The organism is Enterococcus sp. 12C11_DIV0727 (assembly GCF_002148425.2).
GTDB classification, from domain to species: domain Bacteria; phylum Bacillota; class Bacilli; order Lactobacillales; family Enterococcaceae; genus Enterococcus_L; species Enterococcus_L lemimoniae.
In genome coordinates, this window is the sequence record NZ_CP147248.1 from 2,890,401 (window position 1) to 2,914,185 (window position 23,785).

General features: G+C 36.9%; 23 protein-coding genes. 22 read left to right on the plus strand and 1 reads right to left on the minus strand.

Going from position 1 to position 23,785, the window contains the following annotated elements; translation table 11 throughout:
- Positions 1 to 5: 5 nt before the first annotated feature.
- The 22 genes from A5866_RS13730 (at position 6) to lepB (ending at position 21,922) form a co-directional block, all read left to right on the plus strand.
- On the plus strand, positions 6 to 359 hold the full coding sequence (locus A5866_RS13730) for a glycine-rich SFCGS family protein (protein WP_086281800.1): 354 nt from the start codon (positions 6 to 8) through the stop codon (positions 357 to 359).
- Positions 360 to 489: 130 nt separating this feature from the next.
- On the plus strand, positions 490 to 864 hold the full coding sequence (locus tag A5866_RS13735; protein ID WP_086281801.1) for a DUF4312 family protein: 375 nt from the start codon (positions 490 to 492) through the stop codon (positions 862 to 864).
- Complete coding sequence (locus tag A5866_RS13740) at positions 865 to 1,647, plus strand: DUF4311 domain-containing protein (RefSeq protein ID WP_086281802.1); 783 nt, start codon at positions 865 to 867, stop codon at positions 1,645 to 1,647.
- A 24-nt stretch (positions 1,648 to 1,671) separates the two neighbouring features.
- Positions 1,672 to 2,334 (plus strand): DUF4310 family protein, encoded by a 663-nt coding sequence (locus tag A5866_RS13745; RefSeq protein ID WP_086445107.1) that lies wholly within the window; start codon positions 1,672 to 1,674, stop codon positions 2,332 to 2,334.
- A 123-nt stretch (positions 2,335 to 2,457) separates the two neighbouring features.
- Entirely contained in the window at positions 2,458 to 3,786 is a 1,329-nt protein-coding gene (locus A5866_RS13750; RefSeq protein WP_086445106.1) for a PTS sugar transporter subunit IIC, read from the plus strand.
- A 301-nt stretch (positions 3,787 to 4,087) separates the two neighbouring features.
- Positions 4,088 to 5,176, plus strand: coding sequence for a DUF871 domain-containing protein (locus A5866_RS13755; RefSeq protein WP_086281806.1), 1,089 nt, complete (start codon positions 4,088 to 4,090; stop codon positions 5,174 to 5,176).
- 8 nt (positions 5,177 to 5,184) lie between these two features.
- On the plus strand, positions 5,185 to 6,294 hold the full coding sequence (locus tag A5866_RS13760; protein ID WP_086445104.1) for an amidohydrolase/deacetylase family metallohydrolase: 1,110 nt from the start codon (positions 5,185 to 5,187) through the stop codon (positions 6,292 to 6,294).
- On the plus strand, positions 6,284 to 7,378 hold the full coding sequence (locus A5866_RS13765; protein ID WP_086281808.1) for a DgaE family pyridoxal phosphate-dependent ammonia lyase: 1,095 nt from the start codon (positions 6,284 to 6,286) through the stop codon (positions 7,376 to 7,378). Before A5866_RS13760 ends, A5866_RS13765 begins: the two co-directional genes overlap by 11 nt.
- A gap of 26 nt (positions 7,379 to 7,404) precedes the next feature.
- A complete protein-coding gene (gene dagF, locus A5866_RS13770) occupies positions 7,405 to 8,148 on the plus strand; it encodes a 2-dehydro-3-deoxy-phosphogluconate aldolase (RefSeq protein WP_086445103.1) in 744 nt (247 codons plus the stop codon).
- Positions 8,149 to 8,315: 167 nt separating this feature from the next.
- Positions 8,316 to 9,326: a sugar kinase gene (locus tag A5866_RS13775; protein WP_086445102.1), complete on the plus strand. Its 1,011-nt coding sequence runs from the start codon at positions 8,316 to 8,318 to the stop codon at positions 9,324 to 9,326.
- Positions 9,327 to 9,520: 194 nt separating this feature from the next.
- Entirely contained in the window at positions 9,521 to 10,531 is a 1,011-nt protein-coding gene (locus tag A5866_RS13780; RefSeq protein WP_086281811.1) for a hypothetical protein, read from the plus strand.
- A gap of 26 nt (positions 10,532 to 10,557) precedes the next feature.
- Positions 10,558 to 10,998, plus strand: coding sequence for a YaiI/YqxD family protein (locus A5866_RS13785; protein ID WP_086445101.1), 441 nt, complete (start codon positions 10,558 to 10,560; stop codon positions 10,996 to 10,998).
- Between the two features lie 370 nt (positions 10,999 to 11,368).
- Positions 11,369 to 12,445: a D-alanine--D-alanine ligase gene (locus A5866_RS13790; protein WP_086281813.1), complete on the plus strand. Its 1,077-nt coding sequence runs from the start codon at positions 11,369 to 11,371 to the stop codon at positions 12,443 to 12,445.
- A 112-nt stretch (positions 12,446 to 12,557) separates the two neighbouring features.
- The gene (locus A5866_RS13795; RefSeq protein ID WP_086445100.1) at positions 12,558 to 13,925 is read left to right on the plus strand and encodes a UDP-N-acetylmuramoyl-tripeptide--D-alanyl-D-alanine ligase; all 1,368 of its coding nucleotides are present in this window, start codon (positions 12,558 to 12,560) and stop codon (positions 13,923 to 13,925) included.
- 332 nt (positions 13,926 to 14,257) lie between these two features.
- A complete protein-coding gene (cshA, locus tag A5866_RS13800) occupies positions 14,258 to 15,796 on the plus strand; it encodes a degradosome RNA helicase CshA (protein WP_086281815.1) in 1,539 nt (512 codons plus the stop codon).
- A 229-nt stretch (positions 15,797 to 16,025) separates the two neighbouring features.
- Complete coding sequence (gene acpS / locus A5866_RS13805) at positions 16,026 to 16,379, plus strand: holo-ACP synthase (protein WP_086281816.1); 354 nt, start codon at positions 16,026 to 16,028, stop codon at positions 16,377 to 16,379.
- 124 nt (positions 16,380 to 16,503) lie between these two features.
- The gene (gene alr / locus A5866_RS13810; RefSeq protein ID WP_086281817.1) at positions 16,504 to 17,622 is read left to right on the plus strand and encodes an alanine racemase; all 1,119 of its coding nucleotides are present in this window, start codon (positions 16,504 to 16,506) and stop codon (positions 17,620 to 17,622) included.
- Between the two features lie 15 nt (positions 17,623 to 17,637).
- Positions 17,638 to 18,018: a type II toxin-antitoxin system PemK/MazF family toxin gene (locus tag A5866_RS13815; protein ID WP_086445099.1), complete on the plus strand. Its 381-nt coding sequence runs from the start codon at positions 17,638 to 17,640 to the stop codon at positions 18,016 to 18,018.
- Between the two features lie 497 nt (positions 18,019 to 18,515).
- Positions 18,516 to 19,112: a hypothetical protein gene (locus tag A5866_RS13820; RefSeq protein WP_254907604.1), complete on the plus strand. Its 597-nt coding sequence runs from the start codon at positions 18,516 to 18,518 to the stop codon at positions 19,110 to 19,112.
- Positions 19,113 to 19,147: 35 nt separating this feature from the next.
- Positions 19,148 to 20,503 carry a hypothetical protein gene (locus A5866_RS13825; protein ID WP_086445098.1) on the plus strand — a complete coding sequence of 452 codons (1,356 nt, stop codon included), beginning with the start codon at positions 19,148 to 19,150 and terminating at the stop codon, positions 20,501 to 20,503.
- A gap of 36 nt (positions 20,504 to 20,539) precedes the next feature.
- Positions 20,540 to 20,908, plus strand: coding sequence for a LysM peptidoglycan-binding domain-containing protein (locus tag A5866_RS13830; protein ID WP_086281821.1), 369 nt, complete (start codon positions 20,540 to 20,542; stop codon positions 20,906 to 20,908).
- 171 nt (positions 20,909 to 21,079) lie between these two features.
- The gene (gene lepB, locus A5866_RS13835; protein WP_086281822.1) at positions 21,080 to 21,922 is read left to right on the plus strand and encodes a signal peptidase I; all 843 of its coding nucleotides are present in this window, start codon (positions 21,080 to 21,082) and stop codon (positions 21,920 to 21,922) included.
- Positions 21,923 to 22,160: 238 nt separating this feature from the next.
- Here lepB and A5866_RS13840 read toward each other — a convergent pair whose 3' ends face one another.
- Positions 22,161 to 23,642, minus strand: a complete 1,482-nt coding sequence (locus A5866_RS13840) for a helix-turn-helix domain-containing protein (RefSeq protein WP_086281823.1) — start codon at positions 23,640 to 23,642, stop codon at positions 22,161 to 22,163.
- Positions 23,643 to 23,785: the final 143 nt, after the last annotated feature.

The following is a 23,785-nucleotide window of genomic DNA, read 5'->3' on the forward strand; positions in this document are numbered from 1 at the left end:
TTATTATGATAACAGTAGTAATCGCAGATCGCTTAGGAAAAGGTCAAAATGTAGCAAAAGGGGTAGAAGCCGCAGGAGCAAAAGCAGTTGTTGTTCCAGGAATGGGTGCAGATATGCGTTTAGGTGACGTGATGCAGCAAGAAAACGCAGATCTTGGAATCTCATTTTGTGGTAGTGGTGGTGCTGGAGCGTTAACAGCTGCAACAAAATATGGGTATCTAGAACGCCATGGTATGCGTTCGATCGATGAAGGTGTTACGGCGATCAATGATGGCAAAACAGTTTTAGGCTTTGGTTTTATGGATCAAGAAGAATTAGGTAAACGAATCGTTGAAGCTTATATGAAAAAGAATGGCTAGTAGGTGAAGTTCTAAGGATTGAAGGGCTTCGGAAAAAAACGGAAATAAAATGTGACCAAAAGCGTTGCAGTTAATGTTTCAGCTTTTTCAGATAGAGTTGAACGAGCTTAAATAAGGGGAGGAACAATCAATGGAAAACGTAACAATGAAACAACGTCAGAACATTCAAGTTGAAGGAACTGGAAAAGAAAAGAATTTGGCGTTTGCAAATGCACTGAATCAAATCCACAATCGTGTGCTGAAAGAAAAAAATGATGTGATTGTACGCATTGAACCGCTTGACATTCAAGTTGTTAAAGCAGAGCAAGAGACCTTTACAGAACGGTTTTTCTTTTTCTTTTTACCTCGTACTCGTGCGGATTATCGTGTATTACTGGATGTGGAAGTGGAAATCACATTGATCGAAATGGAAACAATCCCGTTTGTAGAAAAAAGAGTTACTGATCCCAATGGTCTTCCAATCCCTTTTGGTAAGAAAAAAAGAATGCAGAAGGAGGCAAATTAAATGGATGTTTTAGTCGTTTTACTCAAGTCTTTATTGATTGGGGGAGTAGTTGGATTTGCGGCAGGAGCAGGAGCTGCCAGAATGTTTCATGCACCAAGCACACAGGGATTAGGTGCATTTAGAACATTAGGTGAGATGAATGCCTGTGAGGGAGATGCGGCGAGTCATTTTTCTTTTGGGCTAGGGTTCTTTTTTAATGCTTGGGCGTCGACAGTGGGTGCTGGAGCCTTTACCCAAGATGTAGATCATCGTGTAATACCTAACTGGGCAGCTGCAGCTTTATTAGTAAAAAATAAAAATATTGCTGAAACAATGCATAATCCTAAGAAAATGGGGATTTCAGGTGCAATCATTGGGATGTTGGTCGTTGCATTCTTAAATACGACAGCTTCCGCAATTCCTGAGTCACTACAAGTAACGGCAGTCGCTGTCTTAGTGCCAGCAGCAAATCTTTTGATCAACACAGTAATGCCAGTTTTATTCTGGTTAGCAGCAATCGATGCGGGTAAACGTTCAGGTCTTTGGGCAACGATTTTTGGCGGACTTGCAACGATGATCATGGGTAATGCTGTTCCTGGTGTTGTACTTGGAATTTTGATTGGTAAAGGTGTAGATGAAATTGGTTGGAACAAGGTAACGAAAAGTATGATGGCAGCAGTTATTCTATTATTTGTCTTTAGTGCCTTTTTCCGTGGCTTTGATCTACAAATGATTGAAAGCTTCCGCTTACAGATTCCAAACTGGTTACAAAATATGCATGATGTTTTTAGTATTGGTAAATAATTCAGAAGAAAGTGAGGAACTGAGATGGATGAAATAGTAGAGTTGGAAAAAAAGAATTTTTGGTTTGCTGATTGGTCATTTCCAATTTTAGTTGGTTTATTGTCAGCAGGCGTTTTTGCTGGAACACATATGTATATTGAACATGGTGTGGGAGCTTTTAATGAGGTAGCGATCGTGGCTATGTTAAAAGCTGGAATGGACGGTGGTTCATATGGTGCAGCTGCAGCATTTGGCGCAAGTTTCTTATTTGCCCGAATTTTGGAAGGGTCACTTGTTGGGATTTTAGATATTGGTGGTGCAATCCTAACTGGAGTTGGAATTGGTGTTCCAGCGATTCTGTTAAGTATGGGGATCACAGCACCTGTTGAAAATTTTGGCCTTTCTTTATTAACTGGGATGGTCCTTGGTTTGCTTATCGGTGGTATCATTATTGTGATTCGCAAATTTACGATCAACCAGTCAAATTCCACTTTTGGTGCTGATGTTATGATGGGCGCTGGAAATGCTTCAGGGAGATTCTTAGGTCCATTGATCATTATTAGTGCGTGTGGTGCTTCTGCTCCAATCGGTATTGGTTCTATTATTGGAGCTGTGATTTTCTATGTGTGGAAAAAGCCGATTGCTGGTGGCGCAATTCTAGGTGCAATGATCTTTGGTGCAATATTCCCGGTTGATTTACCTAGTTAAAGATGAAAAAATGTTGCACTTTTCTTTTGAAAAACGTTTACATTATAATGTTACCATGTTATTATGAATGGGAAATAATTTGATTTTTATTCATATTAATTTTTTGAACGGAGGACAAAAGAAATGAATGGTTTTGTGCAGTGGATGGAAGTAAAATTGATGCCGATTGCCAATAAATTTGGCTCTCAAAGACACATGACAGCAATTAGAAAGGGACTTATCGCAACGATGCCTTTGACAATTGTTGGTGCTTTTTTTACCGTATTTCAGAATATTCCAATTGATGCTTATATGAAGTTTATTGAGCCTTATCAAGTAGTGTTGGATATTCCATCTCGTTATACAATGGGGATTTTGGCGTTGTATGCAACTTTTGGGATTGCCTCTTCCTTGGCAACAAGTTACAAATTGGATTCTTTGACTTGTGGAATCTTAGCTGTGATGGCCTTTTTGGTCACAGCAGCACCCCCAACAAGAGTTTTTGAAGATGTTAAAGATGTTATTGGGGCTGGGCGTTATATTAATTTAGCGAATATTGGTTCAGCTTCATTATTTGGGGCAATCGTGACAGCACTTGTCTCTGTTGAAATTTATCGTTTCTTTATACAAAAGGATATTACAATCAAAATGCCAGATGGTGTTCCACCAGAAGTATCTAATTCATTTATCGCGTTGATTCCTGGCGCTGTGATTTTATTGTTATTCTGGGTGATTCGTCATGTGATTGGTTTTGATTTAAATGGTTTCTTAAGTACTTTATTAATGCCATTGAAAGATACGTTAGCTGGGAATAGTTTATTTGGTGGACTACTTACAGTCTTCTTGATCTGTTTCTTCTGGGTTTTAGGGATTCACGGACCTGCGATTATGGGACCTGTTATTAGACCGTTTTGGGATATGTCGATCGCAGAAAATACACTTGCTTTCCAAGAAGGTGCCTCTGTTCATACTTTACCGAATATCTTTACTGAACAATTTTTACAATGGTTTATCTGGATCGGCGGTGCGGGGACTACTTTAGCTTTAGTCGTTTTAATGATGTTTTCTAAATCAACTTATCTGAAAAGTTTAGGTCGTTTATCTTTCTTACCAGGTTTATTCAATATTAATGAACCAGTGATTTTTGGTACGCCGATCGTCATGAACCCGATTTTAGGGATTCCATTTATCGTGGCACCTTTGATCACAACAACATTTTCTTACTTTTTAACGGTTACAAATGTCATCCCGATGATGGCGGCCCGTTTACCATTTGCCATACCGGCACCTGTTGCTGCTTGGATGAGTACAAACTGGAGTATTCCAGCAGCCCTACTTGTCTGTGTCAACTTTGCAATTACTTTGGCGATCTACTACCCGTTCTTCAAAGTATACGAAAAACAACAATTAGACAAAGAAGCAGAAGAGTTAGCAGCTGAACAAAAAGCGAAAGCAGCTGCTAAATTAAAATGAGAGGGAGGGTAGTCGCTGTACTACCCTCTTTGGTGATTAAGGTCATGATAATTTGGTTCATCGTATTTTTTATTCTTAGTCAGGTAATGATTGAAAGAAACTGGCTACCTACAAGATTTACAGATTTACGCTTGTTTCATCTATGTCTAGCTTCAATAGGGTTGATTTTTCTAGCAATTGTAGTTGGAATTTTAGTTAAACAACCGCAATTCATAGTAGGAAGTGTAACCATTTTGTGCAGTTCAGTTATTTCTTGGAAGTACAGACATAAATTCGACCATATAAAGCGAGGACAAAATCAATGAAAAGAGCATTAGGAGTATCCGTTTACCCAGATCATAGTGAAATAGAAAAAGACAAAGCTTATTTAAAAAAGGCAAGTGAATGTGGATTTTCACGGATCTTTATGAGTATGTTGGAAGTAACTGAAGGAAAAGAAGTAGTGAAAGAAAAGTTTAAGTCATTGATTTCCTATGCAAAAGATTTAGGCTATGAAACGATTTTAGATGTAGCGCCGAATATTTTTGACGAATTAGAAATTTCGTATGATGATTTAACCTTCTTTTATGAAACGGGCGCTGATGGCATTCGTTTGGATGTAGGATTTGATGGTAATAAAGAAGCAAAGTTGACCTTTAATCCTTTTGATTTAGCGATCGAATTGAATATGAGTAATGATGTGGCTTACCTAGATAATATTTTGACTTATGAAGCCAATGTGCCATTTCTTTACGGCTGTCATAATTTTTATCCGCAAGAAGGTACGGCATTGCCGTATGATTTCTTTGAGCGTTGTAGTGTTCGCTTCAAAAAACATGGCATTCGTACAGCAGCGTTTATCAATTCTCAAGCAGGCAAAATCGGTCCATGGGATGTCAATGATGGGTTGCCAACATTAGAAATGCACCGACATTTACCAGTGGATGTTCAAACGAAACATTTATTTGCGACAGGTCTGATCGATGATGTGATTATAGGCAATGCTTATGCTTCAGATGAAGAATTAGAGTTGTTAGGTAGCTTAAATCGTTATCAATTAGAATTAGCAGTGGAATTTACGAAAGAGGCAAGTGACGTTGAAAAAGCAATTACATTGACAGAACAGCATTTTCGCCGTGGAGACATTACAGATCAAGTGGTTCGTTCTACTGAAGTTCGTAAAAAATACCAACATAAAGCCAATCCAGCGCATGATAATACCCAAGAGTTTCAAGTAGGTGATGTTGTGATCGGTAATGATGCATTCGGGAAATACAAAAATGAACTGCAAATTGTTTTACAGCCGCATTCAGACGACCGTAAAAATAAAGTAGGGCAAATAACAGAGAAAGAATTGTTGTTGTTAGATTTTGTAAAACCCTGGACAAAATTTAGATTTACAGAAAAGTAGGGGATAAAATGAGTTACGACTTAATTATAAAAAATGGCAAAACCATTGAGGGAAAACCGATAGAAGTAGCAATCAATGCTGGAAAAATCGTAAAAATTTCAGAAAAAATCGAAGCAGATAGTAAAGAACGAATGGAATTAGCCACCGATACTTATCTATCAGCTGGTTGGATTGACGATCATGTTCATTGTTTTGAAAAAATGACTTTATACTACGATTTTCCAGATGAAATTGGTGTTAAAAAAGGCGTAACGACAGTGATCGATGCTGGTACAACTGGAGCTGAAAATATCCATGAGTTTTATGACTTAGCGAAACAAGCGACAACCAATGTGTATGCGTTGTTGAATATTTCAAAGTGGGGTATCGTTGAGCAAGATGAACTAGCAGATCTGAGCAAAGTCAAAGAAGAATTAGTATATAAAGCGCTGACTGAACTGCCTGACTTTGTCGTAGGAATCAAAGCACGCATGAGTAAAACTGTTATCGGAGATAATGGCATCACTCCGTTAGAAATGGCCAAAAACATCCAAAAAGAAAATAATAATCTACCCTTGATGGTACATGTGGGCTCAGCACCGCCAGAATTAGATGAAATCTTAGCACATATGTCTAAAGGTGATGTATTGACTCATTGTTTTAATGGAAAACCAAATGGTATTTTAAATCAAGAAACAGATAAGATTAAAGCTTTTGCGCGAACTGCATATGAAAAAGGGATTGCGTTTGATATTGGTCATGGGACAGATAGTTTCAATTTCCATGTTGCTGAAACAGCTATGGAAGAAGGTCTAAAAGCAACATCGATCAGTACCGATATTTATATCCGCAACCGCGAAAATGGTCCAGTTCATGATTTAGCAACGACAATGGAAAAGTTGCGGGTTGTAGGCTATGATTGGACAGAAATTATTAAAAAAGTGACTGAAGCACCTGCTGAAAACTTTCATTTTGATACAAAAGGTCATCTGAAAGAAGGCTATGATGCGGATATTACAATCTTTACAATCGAAAAAGGACAGAAGACTTTAACTGATTCAAATGGGTATACCAGAGAAGCAAAAGAATTGATCAAACCTGTAAAAACCATTATTGGAGGAACAGTTTATGACAATTAGTTACGAAAAATTCAATCTAAAAGAAGTCATCAACGCTTCAGGCAGAATGACGATCTTAGGCGTCTCAAAAGTGTCTGGAAATGTCTTAGCTGCACAAAAATTTGGTGGGGAACATTTCTTTGAAATAAGCGAACTAAGTATTCAAACAGGCGCTTATTTAGCGAAACTCTTAAACGTTGAAGATGCGCAAGTCGTGTCCTCTGCATCTGCCGGAATCGCGCAAAGTGTGGCAGCGTTAATCGGTGAAGGGTCCGTTTATCATGCGTATCATCCGTATACTGATAAAGTGACCAAACGTGAAATCATCCTGCCAAAAGGGCATAACGTCGATTACGGCACACCTGTCGAAGTAATGGTGGCACAAGGCGGTGGACAAGTGGTCGAAGCGGGCTATGCCAATATGTGTACACCCGAGCATATCGACATGATGGTCACGGATCAAACAGCTGCGATTCTTTATATAAAGAGCCATCACACCGTTCAAAAAAGTATGTTAAGTGTGGCAGAAGCCGCAACCGTAGCGCGAGCTCGTAAATTACCATTGATCGTTGACGCCGCAGCGGAAGAAGATTTGTTCAAATACATCGAGGCGGGCGCAGATTTAGTAATATACAGTGGTGCCAAAGCCATCGAAGGCCCAAGCGCTGGACTGGTGATTGGGAAAAAGGACTACATCGAGTGGATCCGTCTCCAAGGCAAAGGCATCGGCCGTGCAATGAAAATCGGCAAAGACAACATTTTAGGCTTTACCCAAGCTGTGGAAGATTACGTGAAAAACGGCAGTGAATCAGGCGAATCGATGCAAGCACGATTAGAACCGTTTATCGAAGCTCTGAATAACATCACAAACATCGAAGCCAAAGTGGTTCAAGATGGAGCGGGCAGAGAGATTTACCGTGCCAGCATCAAAGTAAGCGGCACAAAATCAGCCAAAGAAGTCATTCAAGCATTAAAAGCGGAGAGTCCCGCAATTTATACCCGTGAATACCAAGCCAACAATGGGATCATCGAATTCGATATCCGTTCTGTGAATGAAGAGGAAATGAACAAAATTGTGACACGATTAACAACAATCATGAACTAAAAAATAGAAACAGGAGTGAATCAACTATGACATTAACACCAAACTATTTAGAAAACCGTATTTGCTTAAACGTATTAGCGAACTCAGTAGAAAACGCGAAAGACTGTTACACAGCCGCCGAAGGTCATATCGTGTTAGGTGTATTATCAAAAAATTACCCAATCGATGAAGCAGCGATCGAAGACATGAAAAAATACGCCGCTGCAACAAACAACGCTTTATCAGTCGGTTTAGGCGCAGGCGATCCGAATCAAAGCCAAATGGTATCAAGAATTTCAAAAGAATTACAACCCCAACACGTAAACCAAGTCTTTACAGGTGTAGGCACCTCTCGTGCCTTATTAGGTCAAAACGAAACCATCATCAATGGCTTAGTCTCACCAACTGGTAAAGTCGGCATCGTCAATATCGCTACAGGTCCCCTAAGCTCACAAAGCCCAGCAGGAGAAGTGACGATTGAAACGGCGATCCGTCTGTTACAAGACATGGGCGGCAGCTCCATCAAATTCTTCCCAATGAAAGGGTTAGCCCATATCGAAGAATACAAAGCAGTGGCTGAAGCATGTGCTAAATATGACTTCTATCTAGAGCCAACAGGAGGAATCGATTTAGAAAACTTTGAAGAAATCGTACAAATCGCAGTAGATGCCGGAGTGAAGAAAATCATCCCTCACGTTTATAGCTCAATCATCGATTCAACAACAGGAGACACAAGACCAGAAGATGTGAAAACATTACTTGGTATGATCAAAAATACATTAAAAAAATAAAAGCTGAGTGAAGCTCGTTCGGCGCTGACAGAAAAATAGGAAAATATGACTGAGGCGAAATGTGCCTCATTCATATTTTGTCTTTTTTCCGAAACGCAAGTTCACAAAGCGAGATAAAAATAAAAGCTGAACGAACTCGTGAAGCTAAGAAATAGGCAGGGATCGACATGAGAATTGCGGCATTTGGTGAAATAATGATGCGTTTGACCCCACCAGAATATCTGATGTTGGAACAAACCAAAGAATTACGTTTAGATTTTACAGGAACAGGAGTTAATATTTTAAGTAATCTCGCTCATTTTGGCTGTCAAACAAGTCTGTTGACGAACCTTCCTAATAATCGATTAGGCGAAGCCGCCAAAGCGAGCGTTCGACAGTTAGGGATTCAAGATCACTGGGTTGGTATTTCTGGTGATCATATAGGTTCATACTTTGCTGAAATGGGCTTTGGTCCAAGACCTACACAAGTTACGTATCAAAACCGCCGCAACAGTTCGTTTGGTGTGAGTGGGGCTTCTAATTATGATTTTGATGCTTTTTTAGCTGAAACTGATTTAGTGCATATTTGTGGGATTTCATTAAGTTTGACAGAAAAAACGCGTGAAGCAGCTTTTGTTTTAGCTGAAAAAGCTCACGTATTGGGGAAAAAAGTTTGTTTTGACTTTAATTTTCGGCCTAGTTTGAATGAAGTGCATGGTGTTGCTTTTATGAAAGAACAATATGAAAAAATGTTACCCTATTGTGATCTAGTTTTTGGTAGTCAGCGAGATTTGACTGATCTATTAGACATGCCGCTAAGTGAAACAGTGGATTGTGCGAATCAGTTTGAAGAATTAGTTCATCGATTTATGACGAAATATCAGATTGAGCGTTTTGCTGGAACTATTCGTCAAGGTGAAGGGGATAAACATTATTTGACGGGATTTCTATTTGATTCAGAAAACTATGTTCAGGCAGCTCCAAGAGAAATCATTAATTTAGATCGGATCGGGGCTGGTGATGGCTATGCTGCCGGGATTTTACTTGGATATAGTGAATCCTGGTCATTAGTTGAAAGTGTAGAGTTTGCCATAGCAAATGGTGTTTTAGCGCATACGATCCAAGGCGATGTGCCTTTAACAACGCGCAAACAAGTCCGACATATCATGGAACAACCGACAGTGGATTTGATCCGTTAATAAAAAGAGTGGAATGAAATAGTGTAAATGCGTTTATACTACTTTCGTTCTACTCTTTTTTTCATTATAATAAGAAGAGTAGGTAATTTAGCGAAATCATTTACGTAGCTCAGATAAATTGGTATGCTTAAGATCGACAGTTATTATTTTGTACGTTATTTAGATAGGAAAATCTGTTTACAGGAGGAGATCATATGACCGATGAAAATATTTGGAAAGCACTAGATGATGATGTTTTGAAAGATAGTATTCGAAAACGACCAAGTATGTACATTGGTGGGATTGGTCCGACTGGCTTAGAGAGCATGGTCCTGCAAGTATTGGATCATCTACTGCAATTAGCGGTTGATTTAAAGCAGACAGAGCTTTCGATCGAGCTTTCCGAGAAACAATTTATTTTTTCTTTTTTTAGTAAAAAAGGATTATTTTTAGATAAAACTCCGGAAGAACAATATACACCGCCCTATCTTTTTCTATCGGTAGTCAATGCTTTATCGGAACAATTAGGTTTTGGGGTGGAAAAATTAGGCAAGCGGACAATCCAAATCTATCAAAATGGACAGCTGAATAAAAAAGCATTGATCCCTTCTGAAGATGAAGGGCAACGAATCGAACTCGCTTTCACACCGGATGAAACATTATTTGGAAACAAGCCATTATCCTATTTTATCTTATTCAATCGCTGTCAAGAGCTCGCTATGTTGAACAGCGGTTTAACGATTTCATTAACGGATGGGAAGCAGCAAAAAAATTATTTTCATTATGAACAAGGACTTGTAGACTATATTTTTCAAAAAGATGATAGCATTACGAGAAGCGGTCAGCCGTTGATTATCAATACGATCAGCGAAGGTGTCACGATCCAAGCTGTAATTTCTAAAAACGGTTCGACTAGCATTAAAGACAGCTTTGTCAATGGTCATTTGCCCTCAGATGGTGGGACGCACCTTGATGGTTTTGTTCAAGGAACGGTGGATGCTATCAATCAGTTTTTAGAAGAAACCAATCGCTTGAAATACCTGACCATAGATAATTTTCCTGAACGATTCGATGTTGTACTTTCAATTAAAGTCAAACGACCAAGGTACACTGGAGCGATCAAAAAGAAAATCAGGAATCCAGAGCTGTATAAAATCGTGAAGGAAGCTGTTTTTGCGGAAGTAGCAACCTTTTTAAAACGGCATCCAGCTTGGTATTTAAATTAAATACAAACCGCTGAAAGGGAACGATGATGAGAATTTTTATTGATGGTGATGGCTCACCAGTAAAAGACACGACAATTGACGTTGCACTAACGCACTCGCTCGATGTTGTGATCGTAACAAGCATTGATCACTATTCACTGAAAGAATACCCTAAAAATGTTTCTTTTGTGTATGTAGACAAAGGAGCCGATGCAGCAGATTATAAGATTGTTCAGCTAATCGACAAAGGCGATATTTTAGTAACCCAAGACTATGGACTGGCTTCTTTAGTCTTACCTAAAGGGGTACGAGTATTGCATCAACTAGGCTATGAATATACTGGGGAAAATATGGATGGTTTATTGGAGCAACGCTATTTTAGTGCAAAAGTCCGAAAAAGCGGTGGTCGTACGAAAGGACCAAAGGCTTTCACACAGGATGATCGGGAGAAATTTAGAGCGAAACTAGTGACTTTGATTACAGAATAGGTTAAATTCGTTCTATCAAAGTAAGGATCTTAGTTTTATATGATTAAGAGCTATCAGGGAAAGTAAATAAAAATAGTCTTCTAGTTTGAAACAACAGTAATTATGAAACTTTTTCTTTTATTTGATGATTTGTTTCTATTCGGACTAGTTCTTTTATGCTAAAATATGAAAGAGTTATTTTGAATTTCTTTGTTGGATATAGGAGCCTTGTGATATCTGGATACTTTAAAAATTATCTAGCTTCGCGGACTAACCCTTCGGAAAAAAGATAAAAATGGAATGTGCCAAAGAACGACACAGTCAATTTTTCCTATTTTCCTGTCAAGACTAAATGAGCTCTTTCAGCTTTAAAAATTAGGAGGAAAAGCATTTGAAGATTACTTTGCTATATGGTGGGAGAAGTGAGGAGCATGATGTTTCAATATTATCTGCTTATTCAGTTTTAAATGCGATTTATTATAATTATTATCAAGTTCAATTGGTTTTTATTAGTAAAGATGGTGAATGGGTCAAAGGGCCGCTTTTGTCAGAAAAACCTGAGAGTAAAGATATTCTTAAATTGACTTGGTCTAAAGATGGTGATGTAGATAAGTGGGGCGAGTTTACAGGTCGTGTGATCATGCCGTGTGAAATCAAGGAAGAAGATACGATTGTTTTCCCTGTTTTACATGGACCTAACGGAGAAGATGGTACGATCCAAGGATTTTTAGAAACTTTAGGACTACCGTATGTTGGTGCAGGCGTCTTAGCAAGTGCAAATGCAATGGATAAGATCATGACTAAATATTTACTACAAACAGCTGGGATTCCTCAGGTGCCATTTGTTCCCGTACTAAGAAGCGATTGGAAAGAAAATCCTAAAAAAGTCTTTGAGCAATGTGAAGGTTCATTGATTTATCCAGTCTTTGTCAAACCTGCTAATATGGGTTCTAGTGTGGGAATCAGTAAAGCTGAAAATCGTGAAGAACTACAAAATGCATTAGAAGAAGCTTACCGTTATGATTCCAGAGCAATTGTTGAGCAAGGAATCGAAGCGCGTGAAATCGAAGTAGCGATTTTAGGTAATGAAGATGTGCGAACAACCTTACCAGGCGAAATCGTTAAAGATGTTGAGTTTTATGATTACAATTCAAAATATATCGATAACCAAATCACGATGCAAATTCCAGCTGAAGTGCCCGATGAAGTACATCAAAAAGCACAAGAATTTGCTAAAAAAGCCTATACTATATTAGACGGCAGTGGTTTAAGCCGATGTGATTTCTTTTTAACAAGTAAGAATGAGTTGTTCTTAAATGAGCTAAACACAATGCCTGGTTTTACAGAATTTAGTATGTATCCATTATTGTGGGAAAATATGGGCTTGAAATATAACGATTTGATTGAAGAACTAATTCAATTAGCGTTAAATCGATTCAAACAAAGACAAAGTTTTTACGAAAGATAAACGACAAAAAGGGAGGAGACAAAACGGAATCAGTTTTGTTTCAGCCCTTTTATGTATGAGTAGCTGTTTATAAGAAACGTTGATGTTAAAGGAAATCTAAGGAGAGAGACCAATGAAACTTACTTTTTGGGAAGCAGCCAAAGCGGTACAAGCGACAAATGATTGGAGACAATGGGCAGATTTTGAATTGACAGGGATCGAATTTGACAGCCGATTGATTGGACCAGGAAATCTTTTTGTTCCGTTGAAAGGTGAAAATGACGGGCATTCATTTATTAAAGGTGCTATGGATAAAGGAGCGCACGCAGCCTTTTTGAGTAGAACAGAGGCCGCACCTGCTCAATTACCGATCTTACAAGTAGCGGATACATTGAAGGCTATGCAGGACTTAGCTGTGTATTATCTAAAGAAAATGCAGCCAACAGTGATTGCGATTACAGGAAGCAATGGTAAAACGACAACAAAAGATATGACCGAAGCCGTTTTAGCTAAACAGTTTAAAACCTATAAAACACAAGGGAATTATAATAATGATATCGGGCTACCGTATACTATTTTACATATGCCGGATGAAACTGAAAAACTGATTTTAGAAATGGGTATGGATCATGCAAATGAGATCGATTTTTTATCCAAATTGGCTCAGCCAGAAGTAGCAGCAATTACAATGATCGGCGAAGCACATATTGAAAATTTGGGATCAAGAGCAGGCATTGCCAAAGCAAAAATGGAAATTGCATCAGGTCTTGCTAAAAATGGCCTGCTGATCATTCCTGCAGATGAACCTTTACTAGTATCGTTGACAAAGGAGCAACCACAAACGATCAAAACATTTAGTTTAGGAGCAGCAGATTGTCAGGCCCAAATCATAGAAGTACAAAAAGAATATACTTCCTTTAAAGTCAATGGGTCAAAAACACTGTTTACGATCCCAGTTCCAGGGAAATACAACGTTGGCAATGCCTTGATTGCAATTACTATTGGGCAATGGTTCGATTTATCAGAAGAAAAAATTCAAGCAGGCTTATCTGAATTTCAATTAACAAAAAATCGAACGGAATGGTTAAAAAGTAGTAAAGGCATCGAAATTTTAAGTGATGTCTACAATGCGAATCCAACCGCTATGAAATTAGTTTTAGATAGTTTTAGCCAAATGCCTACACAAGGCAAGAGAGTAGCCGTGTTAGGAGATATGCTTGAATTAGGACCTGATTCAGCACTGATGCATGCTTCTGTGAGTGAGCATTTAAATCCTGCGGAAGTTACGGATGTTATTCTCTACGGAACTGAGATGCAGGCATTACATGATGAAATTAAGAAAAAATATCAAGAAGATAAGATTCACTATTTTGATAAAGAAGAAAAAGAAATATTGATAAACACATTAAAGTTACTCCTTGAACCAGAAGATATGGTTGTTTTAAAAGCAAGTAATGGTATGGGATTAAATGAAGTCGTTACAAAACTTCTTGAAATGTAGCAAGCTTTCATAAAACTTGCTGAAAATATAAAACTATGCTAAAATAACCTATTGCCGGAAGATCGAAGTAGATAAATCGAAAGTACCTATTGAAGATACTTTTCTATCATATAAAGATTAAAAAAGCTGAACGAACTCGTTTGGCTTTTCTAGTGCCTGTAGCTTCATAAGGTGGATTTTTCGGTAACACTAATGAGAAAATACGCGAAACCTATGTAGAAGGTTTACTGATTCCATGAACATTTTCGAAGTTAGTGAAAGTCAAATCACCTGTAACATCATGTTAGAAGAAAAAATTTCTTCTGCAACAAACACTATTAGGAGGATATCATTTGAAATTTAAAGAACTTGGCTTAGAACCAGAATTATTGGCATCAATCGAGCGCTCAGGATTTGAAGAAGCAACACCGATTCAAGAGGAAACAATCCCTCTAGCATTACAAGGTAAAGACGTAATTGGACAAGCACAAACAGGAACTGGTAAAACAGCTGCGTTTGGTTTGCCAATGTTACAAAAAATCGACACTTCGAACCGTGTATTACAAGGAATCGTAATTGCACCAACACGTGAGCTAGCAATCCAAACACAAGAGGAATTATACCGTTTAGGCCGCGATAAAAAAATCCGCGTTCAAGCAGTATACGGCGGAGCAGACATCGGCCGTCAAATTCGCGGATTAAAAGAAAATCCACATGTTGTAGTAGGTACACCTGGACGTTTATTAGATCACATCAATCGTCGCACTCTAAAATTAGATGCAATCGAAACATTAGTTTTAGATGAAGCAGATGAAATGTTGAATATGGGATTCTTAGAAGATATCGAAAAAATCATCTCTAAAATTCCGTCAACACGTCAAACATTACTATTTTCAGCAACAATGCCACCAGCAATCAAAAACATCGGCGTGAAGTTCATGAAAGAACCAGAACACGTGAAAATCAAAGCTAAAGAAATGACTGCTGATTTGATCGATCAATACTATGTTCGTTCAAAAGACTTCGAAAAATTCGATGTAATGACTCGTTTATTAGATGTTCAAACACCAGAATTAACAATCGTATTTGGTCGTACTAAACGCCGCGTAGATGAATTAGCTCGTGGGTTAGAAGCACGCGGATATAAAGCAGAAGGAATTCATGGCGACTTATCTCAACAAAAACGTATGAGCGTTTTACGTTCATTCAAGAGCGGAAACTTAGATATTTTAGTTGCAACAGACGTTGCGGCTCGTGGATTAGATATTTCAGGAGTCACACATGTTTACAACTACGATATCCCACAAGATCCTGAAAGCTATGTTCACCGTATTGGCCGTACTGGTCGTGCTGGTAAAGGCGGAATGTCTGTGACTTTCGTTACACCAAATGAAATGGGCTATTTACACGTCATTGAAGAATTAACGAAAAAACGTATGACACCATTACGTCCACCAAATGAACAAGAAGCATTTAAAGGACAATTGGGTGCCGCAATCGAAACAGTTGAAGAAAAAATTTCAGAAAATGGTCTAGAAAACTACTTACCATCTGCTAAAAATCTTTTAGAAAAATATTCTGCAGAAGATTTAGCTGCATTATTACTAAAAACAATTTCTAAAGATCCATCAGATGCTGTACCAGTAAAAATTACACCAGAACGCCCATTACCATCAAATAAAAAAGGGTTCAACAAAAACAATCGCAGCGGTGGTGGTAATAGCCGTAATCGTAACAAAAATGGCGGTGGTGGTTACCGTGGGAACAAAAATAACAAAGGCACAGGCGGCAGCGGAAACGGTGGCGGCTACAATAAGAGCAAAGACAATCGTTCAGCAAAACGTCATAACGATAAAAAACGTAGCTTTGTTATTAGAGATAACTCAAACTAATAAATCAATAAAAAGTCAAAGTTAATTTAATTTAGCTAATTATTGAATTTTAAGAGGGTAGAACAAGGCTTAAAAGCTGTGTTCTGCCCTCTTTTGTTTATCTGGATGAACGAGTTGAACGAACTTGTTCAGCTTTTTATTAATTTTTTACATTATTGTGTGGAAAAATTGCTAAAATTTGATAGAATAAGAGTGATTTATAAAAATAAAAAAAGAAGGACTCAGAAGGATGATTAAGGGAATTGGTATAGACATGGTAGAACTGTCAAGAATCGAAAAAATTATCGAAAATAAAACGTCTTTTGTTCAGAGAGTTCTCACCGATAATGAATATGTACTTTTTCAGAAATTACCACATAAACGCCAGATCGAGTTTTTAGCAGGTCGCTTTGCTTGCAAGGAAGCTTTTTCTAAAGCTTGGGGAACTGGGATCGGACGCGTGGGATTACATGACATTGAGGTTTTAAAAGAAGACAATGGTGCTCCTAAAGTGACAAAATCACCTCATGATGGAAAGGTGTTTGTATCCATTTCGCATACAGATACTTTTGCGATTGCACAGATTATTTTGGAAGCCAGCTAAAATTTTTATCGAATAAAGGTCGAGATAGACGGTATTGATCTGACAAATGCTGATATTTTTCATATGAAGTAAATACTGAGTATGGCTTATTTTTATCTCGAGCATAAAAGAAAGAAGGACACATATGGCAGTAGGATGGCATCGTCCCACAAAGTTAGTGATCGATACACAAGCAATCAAGGAAAATGTTTACAATGAAGTAAAACGAATGCCGCAAGGGACAGAATTATTTGCTGTAGTGAAAGCAAATGGTTATGGACATGGAGCTGTTCAAACAGCTAAAGCAGCCATTCAGGGTGGTGCTACAGGTTTTTGTGTAGCAATCTTGGATGAAGCGATGGAACTGCGTGAAGCTGGTATTACAGAGCCGATACTCATTTTAAGTATCGTGGATGTTTCTTACATAGAATTGCTGCTGAAATATGACCTGTCTGTCACAGTCGCAACTCAAGATTGGCTGGAACAAGCAATTGATCGCTTAAATTATATAGAAACACTAACACCATTAAAAATACATATAAAAGTTGATACAGGTATGGGGCGTATTGGATTTAGGACCCCAAAAGATGTAAAACAAACAGTTGAATTAGTGCAATCAACACAAATGGTGGTTTGGGAAGGATTATTTACTCATTTTTCAACAGCAGATGAACAAGACGTCAGCTATTTTGAAAAACAAACAGAACGTTTTCAAGCAGTGTTATCAGGACTTTTTGAGTTGCCAAAATATGTCCACGTGAGCAATAGTGCAACAGCATTATGGCACCCAGATAATGTAGGGAATATGATTCGATTTGGGATAGCGATGTATGGGTTGAATCCATCTGGCCGTATCCTGCCTGAGGTTTATCCTTTAAAACCAGCCTTGAGCTTAGTATCGGAATTGATTCATGTGAAAGAATTGCCGGCTGGAGAAGGAATTGGGTATGGCAACACCTATACGACCACAGAAAATGAATGGATCGGCACAATACCAATCGGTTATGCCGATGGCTGGTTGCGTCATTTACAAGGTTTTTCAGTATTAGTTGATGGGCAACCGTGTGAAATTATCGGAAGAATCTGCATGGATCAATGCATGATTCGATTGCCTGGGGAAACAACTGCTGGCACACAAGTCACATTGATTGGACATGATCACGGAGCAGATATCACATTACAGATGGTGGCAGATAAATTAGAGACGATCCACTATGAAGTGGCATGTACATTTTCTGAACGCATGCCAAGGGAGTATAAATAGAATAGGAGGCTTCAAATGGTCAAAAGGGGTGACATATATTTTGCAGACTTATCCCCTGTTGTAGGATCAGAACAAGGGGGAGTACGTCCAGTACTAGTCATACAGAATAATTTAGGCAATCATTTTAGTCCAACAATTATCGTAGCCGCGATTACAGCAAAGATGGCTAAACCAAAGTTGCCAACACATATAGGTATCAACTCAGAAGAAACTGGAATCGAACGAGATTCAGTTATATTACTGGAACAGATCCGCACCATTGATAAAATACGCTTAAAAGAAAAAGTTTGCCATTTAGGAATCGACATCATGGATTCAGTCGACCGTGCGTTAGGTGTTAGCGTAGGTATTTTTGAAGCTGAGCTAGAAGAAGAAAATCTTGGTACATATCGGTAAAAGTATCGGGTGTTTGAATTGAAGAACATAAGACAGACCAATTGCTATAAGTACAGGGACAGTTGTTTCTAACCACATAATCTTACTTGGAAGTCGTTGTTATTTTTACGATTAATTAATAATTAGTGAAAATACTAACATCAAAAAGAATAAACTGTAAATTAACAGCATAATACATGTCTTTATTCGAATGAAATGATAAAAAACCACTAAAATTTACTACTTAAACTCCTATTTTTATTGACTTTTCGTTGTGTTTATAAAAAAAAGTTGGCAATAACGTAACGTAATGTTACAATAAACTATGTATAATTGGGTAGAAAGTGGATAACTTTCAAAAAAATAGATATATTTAGTGTTTTTTTATTAAGGAATAAAGGAGTTTATATTTGATGACGATTTTCATGTTTGTATTAGTAGTAATACTGTTTCTTTTTTTCAGTTATCAGTTGTACGTCCGATTCCAGCTGGAGAGCTTGGATTCTGATAGTCCAAAAATGAAACGCAAGATCAATTTTTATAAATATCAAGAGAATAATCGATCATTATTATTTTTGATGATTGCAGCAATTATTTTTTGCTTACTATTTTTTGGGATACTTTATAATCAAGATACTTTGAGAAAAGATAATAAAGATTTAGAATTGAAGATAGAAGAGATTAAAGATGCCAGAGGTACAGCTTCTGGCGCTGAAATCGAAAGCTATAAAGAGAACTCATTGAAATTGGCTGAATTTCCTTGGAAAAAAGTCGTGGAAAGCCGAGATGCTCAAGCACTGGATAACTACGAACTTCAACTTCTAAGAGATTGGCAGCCCTTTTTTGGAGAAGCGAATGTAGCAATTTTGATTAGCCAAAAAACAGAGACATTAACAGTTTCAGTCTTTCCAACAGCATTGACATTTAGTGATTTCCAAACAGCTGAGAAAAACATTGAAACCTTTATCAAAGAGTTACAGCCTGTAAAAGAAATCACGATGATTGATTTTAACTTTACATATCGAGATAAAACAAACAAACTATCTAAAAAGTCAATTATTTATACAAGAGAGTCTAAAGACAATAACTTAGAAAAAGTAACATTAGATAAATAGAGTAAGCTAGAAATAAAAGACGGGGTGTAAAAAGGATGGCAAAGAGACGGTTAATTAAAAAAATTAACGAGGTTTCTGAGGAAGAATTGACGCAAGATATCGAGTTCAATTCGGAAGAGGAACAACGACCAGTTTCAGTAACGACAACAAATAATAGCAGCTTATTAGCTGAACAAGAACAAGAGATCACACGCTTAAGAGAGTTGATCGAAGAATATAGATTACAGGAAACTGAATTTGAACAAAATAAAGAGGAAAACTTCCGTTTATCGCAACAAAACAAACAATTGGTCATCAAGGTTGAAAGTAACCAAAATGAACTTGAATTATTAAAAGAAAAAAATGATGAGCTGGCAACACAGCTTAACCAAAAAGAAACAGAAATTTTTGAGTTAGAAGATGCTAATGAATCCGCTGATTCTACAGAAGAAATCAATCGCTTAAAAGCGCAAATCGAAGAGCTGAAAAAAGAAAATACTAATGGGCAAGAACAAATTGCTTACTTAGAAACAGCACTTGTTGAAAAAGACAAAGCGTTAGATACAAAAATTCTTGAAAAAGAAAAAGAAATCCAACAATTACAAGCAGATCTAGCAGCCCGAGGAACAATCGGAGAAAAACAAGAAGCATTGGAGACGGTGAAGATGGAATTAGAATCATTGAATGAAAAACTTCAAACTACTGATAAAGAAAATCAAGAGTTAACACAAAAACTTGCTAATCTTCAAGCACAAATGCACCAATTACAACAAGAAAATCAAGACTTAAAAGATAAAGAAATCACCTTGTCAACAAGCAGTGATGCATCTGTAGACAATAGCCGTGTTGAAGAATTGAAGAAAGAATTAGAGTCAGTGCTTAAAGAGAAAAGTGATTTAGAAACAAATCTTGGCCGTATCCAAGGCTTGAATGATAAATACTCTATCCAAAAAAATGTATTTGAATCTGAATTAGCTGGATTAAGAAGCATTTACAAAGAAAAAGAAGAAGAATTAGAAAACTTAAATGCAGAGCTTGAAACAATGCGCAGCATGTCTACAACAGGTGAAGCAACGGGTAACCAATTAGCTGAGTTATTACAAGCGAAACAACAAATCAATGACTTATTATTGAAAAACCAATCATTACAAGAAGAAGCCTTGAAATCACAACAAGAAATCGGTGAAGTAATGGTTTCTGCTAAGAAAGAAGCGAATCGCATCATCAGTGAAGCACAAGTTGAAGCGAAACACATGGTCAACTCAGCTGAACTTGAAATGTTGAATATTGGCAACCGTGCGAAAAATATCTCTAATGAAGTGGAAGAATCTAAGAATGAAGTTATGACGATTTATCGTGAATTAGAAGAACGCTTAAGCAAATTATCACGTCTAGATAAAACTGGCAACTAAACGATCGATCAGCGATCGAATGAAGGGAAGAACAATATGAAAAAACGAATCAATAAAAAATATCTTATCCTGTTGATTTCTTCTGCAATATTGTTTAGTACTGCTATTTACTTTATGTCTAGTTCAATGATCTTGGGCGCATCGGTAGGTGGCGGTGAAGTTGTAACACCAGTAGCTCCGATTCCAACGACACAGACAGCAGAAAAGCCAAAGACAACAGAAGCTGAAAATGCTAGTGCTGTAAGTAAGGAAAAAGAAGTACCTAAAGAAGTCTACATCGTAAAAGAAGGTCAGACCTTATGGGAAATTGCTCAAGATTCAGGTGTATCTATACAAACATTGATGAACAAAAATCAGCTTAGCAGTAGTGTTATTGTTGAGGGACAAGAATTAGTATTCGATTGATAGTACGTTTAGGTGGGGGGAGCGAAACTTTTAGAGTTTTGCTTAGCTCCCCTTTTTTATTAGGAAGAGAACTTATGGCAGGGTTTTGATTAGCTAGTTTTTATATGGAAAAATGGACAGCAGTCTGTTATCCTTAATTGAGAGTATTAATCGGTATGATTGAGGTGTATCATGGATGAAATAAAGGAATATTTTGAACGACTAAAACGAAAAATAAAACGAAAATTTGCTAAAAAGCAAAAAGTGAAAAACAACACGAAGAATAGAAAACGCCCACCAGCTGGTCCTAAAAAGAAACGTCCACAACATAGAGAACGCATTGAAGGAATTCGAGAAGAACCTAGAGGTAGTGCAAGACCGAAAGTGGAACTAGATAGAAAAGCCGGGCCAAGCAAGAAAAAGCGAAAAAAGAAAAAATTAACCAAAGAAGAATTTGAAAAAAGAAAAAAGAAAAAAAGAAAAGAGAATATCATTGAAATCATTAAATTTATGCTTCCAGTTGTATTATTTGCCGTTTTGGTCTTTTTCTTTATTTTAAATACGTCACCACATATGGTTGATGGAGATTCGATGAAACCCACTATGCTCAATGGCGATCGTGTTATTGTTCGTCGTACAAAGGAACCTAAACGATATGAGATCATTACATTTAAACCACCTGTGAAAAGTGAGTTTCAATATGTAAAACGAGTGATTGGAATGCCAGGAGATCTAGTTTGGACTGAAGGGAACGATTTGTTTATCAATCACCAAGCCGAGTCTTTACCTAAAGCTTCTGAGTTATCTGCTGCAAATGAATTACCAGATGGGACAATCAAAGTAAATTTGTCGCAGGATAGCTTGGATCAAATGGCACAATTTAAAAAGATCCCAAAAGGATATTATTTTGTTTTGGGAGATAATCGTAATAATTCTAGTGATAGTAGAACCTTTGGATTGGTTGATGGACAGGCAATTGAGGGAGTTGTTTCCTTTAGATTTGCACCATTTAATAGTATCGGGTGGATTAAATAGAGATTGAGAGCGAAACAAAACTAATCTTCAGTTTTGTTTCGCTCTTTTTCTTTTTTAAAATATTAAAAATATTTAGAATTAAAAATAATCACAAAATAAAAATAAATAGATTAATAATAATTTTCTTTGAATTTACGATTATTCTCATTAAATTTAATAGGTACAAAGAAAACAGAGAACATAAGGGATACGTTCTCTGTTATAATTTCAATTAGTGATAGATGGAACAAGCAATAGGCTATCGCGTGTCAATCAACTGAATAATCAATTTTTCAATTTCGGTCATATCATAACTATTTCCAATATCTGAAAAAATATAAACTAATTCTTGTTTTTCAGATATTGTTTCACTATAGATATTGGAAAGTAGGATATCATAATGACTGTCTTCTTTGAATGCTTCTGCTTTAATTGGATATTTATGACCTAAAACGTTTGTCAAATGCTGGATAACTAATTCACCAATAAATGGATTGAGTGAATGGTAGACACCAATTGCAATTTTTTCTTCATTTAATTCCGCAATATGATTTAATATGATCGTATAATGGATTTCAGTGAATTTATTTTTATAACTGCCTTTTTCACCATCTTGATCAAACTTTTTTGTAGCGATATCCATCAATTCAAAAACTTCATTACCAGAAAACGGATGACGATGTGCGTTGACGATGGACTTCACTGTCCAGCTATCAAAGGCCAAGATAAATCCGTCAAAGTAATAAAGCTGAGAATGAAGTTGAAACAATAGATTTTCAATATACAGTAAACGAGCAGAGGAAGCGTAACTCGATAAATATCCTTGCTGCTTTAGGTATTTTAAAATCACTTTATTCATGTAGTTTAAGTAAGAACTTTCTCTACGTTGCTTTTCTGCTAATCTAAAAGCAAAAGCAGAATTAGGCGAAAAATTATTCATAGAACAAAAGAAGTCATAAAACATGTATGCTTCATAAATAGTATATGGACGTTCGATTTTTTTCATATATGTATGTAAGGCTAAATTAATTTCTTCAAATAATGGTCGATCTGGATAATCATAGTTCGAACTAATGACTGGGTTGTACTCTGTCGTAAGTCGTCTAAAGGATATTTTCATCCATAATTTAATTTGCAGGACTTCGGTCGGATCAAATACCAAGTTAAGCGATTCTTTTAAAATATCTACAAAGCCAAGATACTGGTTGGCAGTTTCCTTCTCCAAACTTGTTTTATCCTCAAAAAGAAACCAGAAAAAACTAAAGAAAAAATAACGGATTTGCTTTTCTTCTCCAATAAGTTTTCCACGTTTGATTTGGAGGCGAAACTCCTTTAAAAGATCATTTAGCTCAGTGATTTTTCGATAATACGTTGCAGAACTGATTGCGTAGTTCAGCTGAAAATAGTCACAAGTCAATTCTCCTTTCGAAAATAACTGATTGACCATTTGAAATTTGATCGACTTTTCCAGAAAAAGGACAACAATTTTTTTTAATGGAAAAGTTGGTTCTTTTTTCAAAGAGATATTCTCACCGTGTATTGTTATTTCAACTTGCTCGTTCACCTGATTTTCTTCAAGAAAACTTTGCAGGAAAGACAAATATTCATTTAATGTTGGTAAGCTAATTTGGAATTCACTGACTAGCTCGTTTTTTGTTGCGTGGCCTTGATTGTTGTATAAAAATAATAATATATCATTCATATAATCAAAGGGCTTTTCTAAAAAATCTCGTTTCAGCATAATAGACACCTCACTTTAAGGATACTTGATTCATAGGGAAATGGCAATACGCAACTTATAAAAAGAAATTTACTGGCTATTATTATTTTAAAAAAACGAATTTTTATATATAATGGGATATAATGTTATTGTTATTTTGTATA

What these genes read in the sequence shown, in the direction of transcription:
- A5866_RS13730 (WP_086281800.1), top strand. Translation starts at nt 6, where the DNA reads ATGATAACAGTAGTAATCGCAGATCGCTTAGGAAAAGGTCAAAATGTA.
- A5866_RS13735 (WP_086281801.1), top strand. Translation starts at nt 490, where the DNA reads ATGGAAAACGTAACAATGAAACAACGTCAGAACATTCAAGTTGAAGGA.
- A5866_RS13740 (WP_086281802.1), top strand. Translation starts at nt 865, where the DNA reads ATGGATGTTTTAGTCGTTTTACTCAAGTCTTTATTGATTGGGGGAGTA.
- A5866_RS13745 (WP_086445107.1), top strand. Translation starts at nt 1,672, where the DNA reads ATGGATGAAATAGTAGAGTTGGAAAAAAAGAATTTTTGGTTTGCTGAT.
- A5866_RS13750 (WP_086445106.1), top strand. Translation starts at nt 2,458, where the DNA reads ATGAATGGTTTTGTGCAGTGGATGGAAGTAAAATTGATGCCGATTGCC.
- A5866_RS13755 (WP_086281806.1), top strand. Translation starts at nt 4,088, where the DNA reads ATGAAAAGAGCATTAGGAGTATCCGTTTACCCAGATCATAGTGAAATA.
- A5866_RS13760 (WP_086445104.1), top strand. Translation starts at nt 5,185, where the DNA reads ATGAGTTACGACTTAATTATAAAAAATGGCAAAACCATTGAGGGAAAA.
- A5866_RS13765 (WP_086281808.1), top strand. Translation starts at nt 6,284, where the DNA reads ATGACAATTAGTTACGAAAAATTCAATCTAAAAGAAGTCATCAACGCT.
- dagF (WP_086445103.1), top strand. Translation starts at nt 7,405, where the DNA reads ATGACATTAACACCAAACTATTTAGAAAACCGTATTTGCTTAAACGTA.
- A5866_RS13775 (WP_086445102.1), top strand. Translation starts at nt 8,316, where the DNA reads ATGAGAATTGCGGCATTTGGTGAAATAATGATGCGTTTGACCCCACCA.
- A5866_RS13780 (WP_086281811.1), top strand. Translation starts at nt 9,521, where the DNA reads ATGACCGATGAAAATATTTGGAAAGCACTAGATGATGATGTTTTGAAA.
- A5866_RS13785 (WP_086445101.1), top strand. Translation starts at nt 10,558, where the DNA reads ATGAGAATTTTTATTGATGGTGATGGCTCACCAGTAAAAGACACGACA.
- A5866_RS13795 (WP_086445100.1), top strand. Translation starts at nt 12,558, where the DNA reads ATGAAACTTACTTTTTGGGAAGCAGCCAAAGCGGTACAAGCGACAAAT.
- acpS (WP_086281816.1), top strand. Translation starts at nt 16,026, where the DNA reads ATGATTAAGGGAATTGGTATAGACATGGTAGAACTGTCAAGAATCGAA.
- alr (WP_086281817.1), top strand. Translation starts at nt 16,504, where the DNA reads ATGGCAGTAGGATGGCATCGTCCCACAAAGTTAGTGATCGATACACAA.
- A5866_RS13815 (WP_086445099.1), top strand. Translation starts at nt 17,638, where the DNA reads ATGGTCAAAAGGGGTGACATATATTTTGCAGACTTATCCCCTGTTGTA.
- A5866_RS13820 (WP_254907604.1), top strand. Translation starts at nt 18,516, where the DNA reads ATGAAACGCAAGATCAATTTTTATAAATATCAAGAGAATAATCGATCA.
- A5866_RS13825 (WP_086445098.1), top strand. Translation starts at nt 19,148, where the DNA reads ATGGCAAAGAGACGGTTAATTAAAAAAATTAACGAGGTTTCTGAGGAA.
- A5866_RS13830 (WP_086281821.1), top strand. Translation starts at nt 20,540, where the DNA reads ATGAAAAAACGAATCAATAAAAAATATCTTATCCTGTTGATTTCTTCT.
- lepB (WP_086281822.1), top strand. Translation starts at nt 21,080, where the DNA reads ATGGATGAAATAAAGGAATATTTTGAACGACTAAAACGAAAAATAAAA.
- A5866_RS13840 (WP_086281823.1), bottom strand. Translation starts at nt 23,642, where the DNA reads ATGCTGAAACGAGATTTTTTAGAAAAGCCCTTTGATTATATGAATGAT.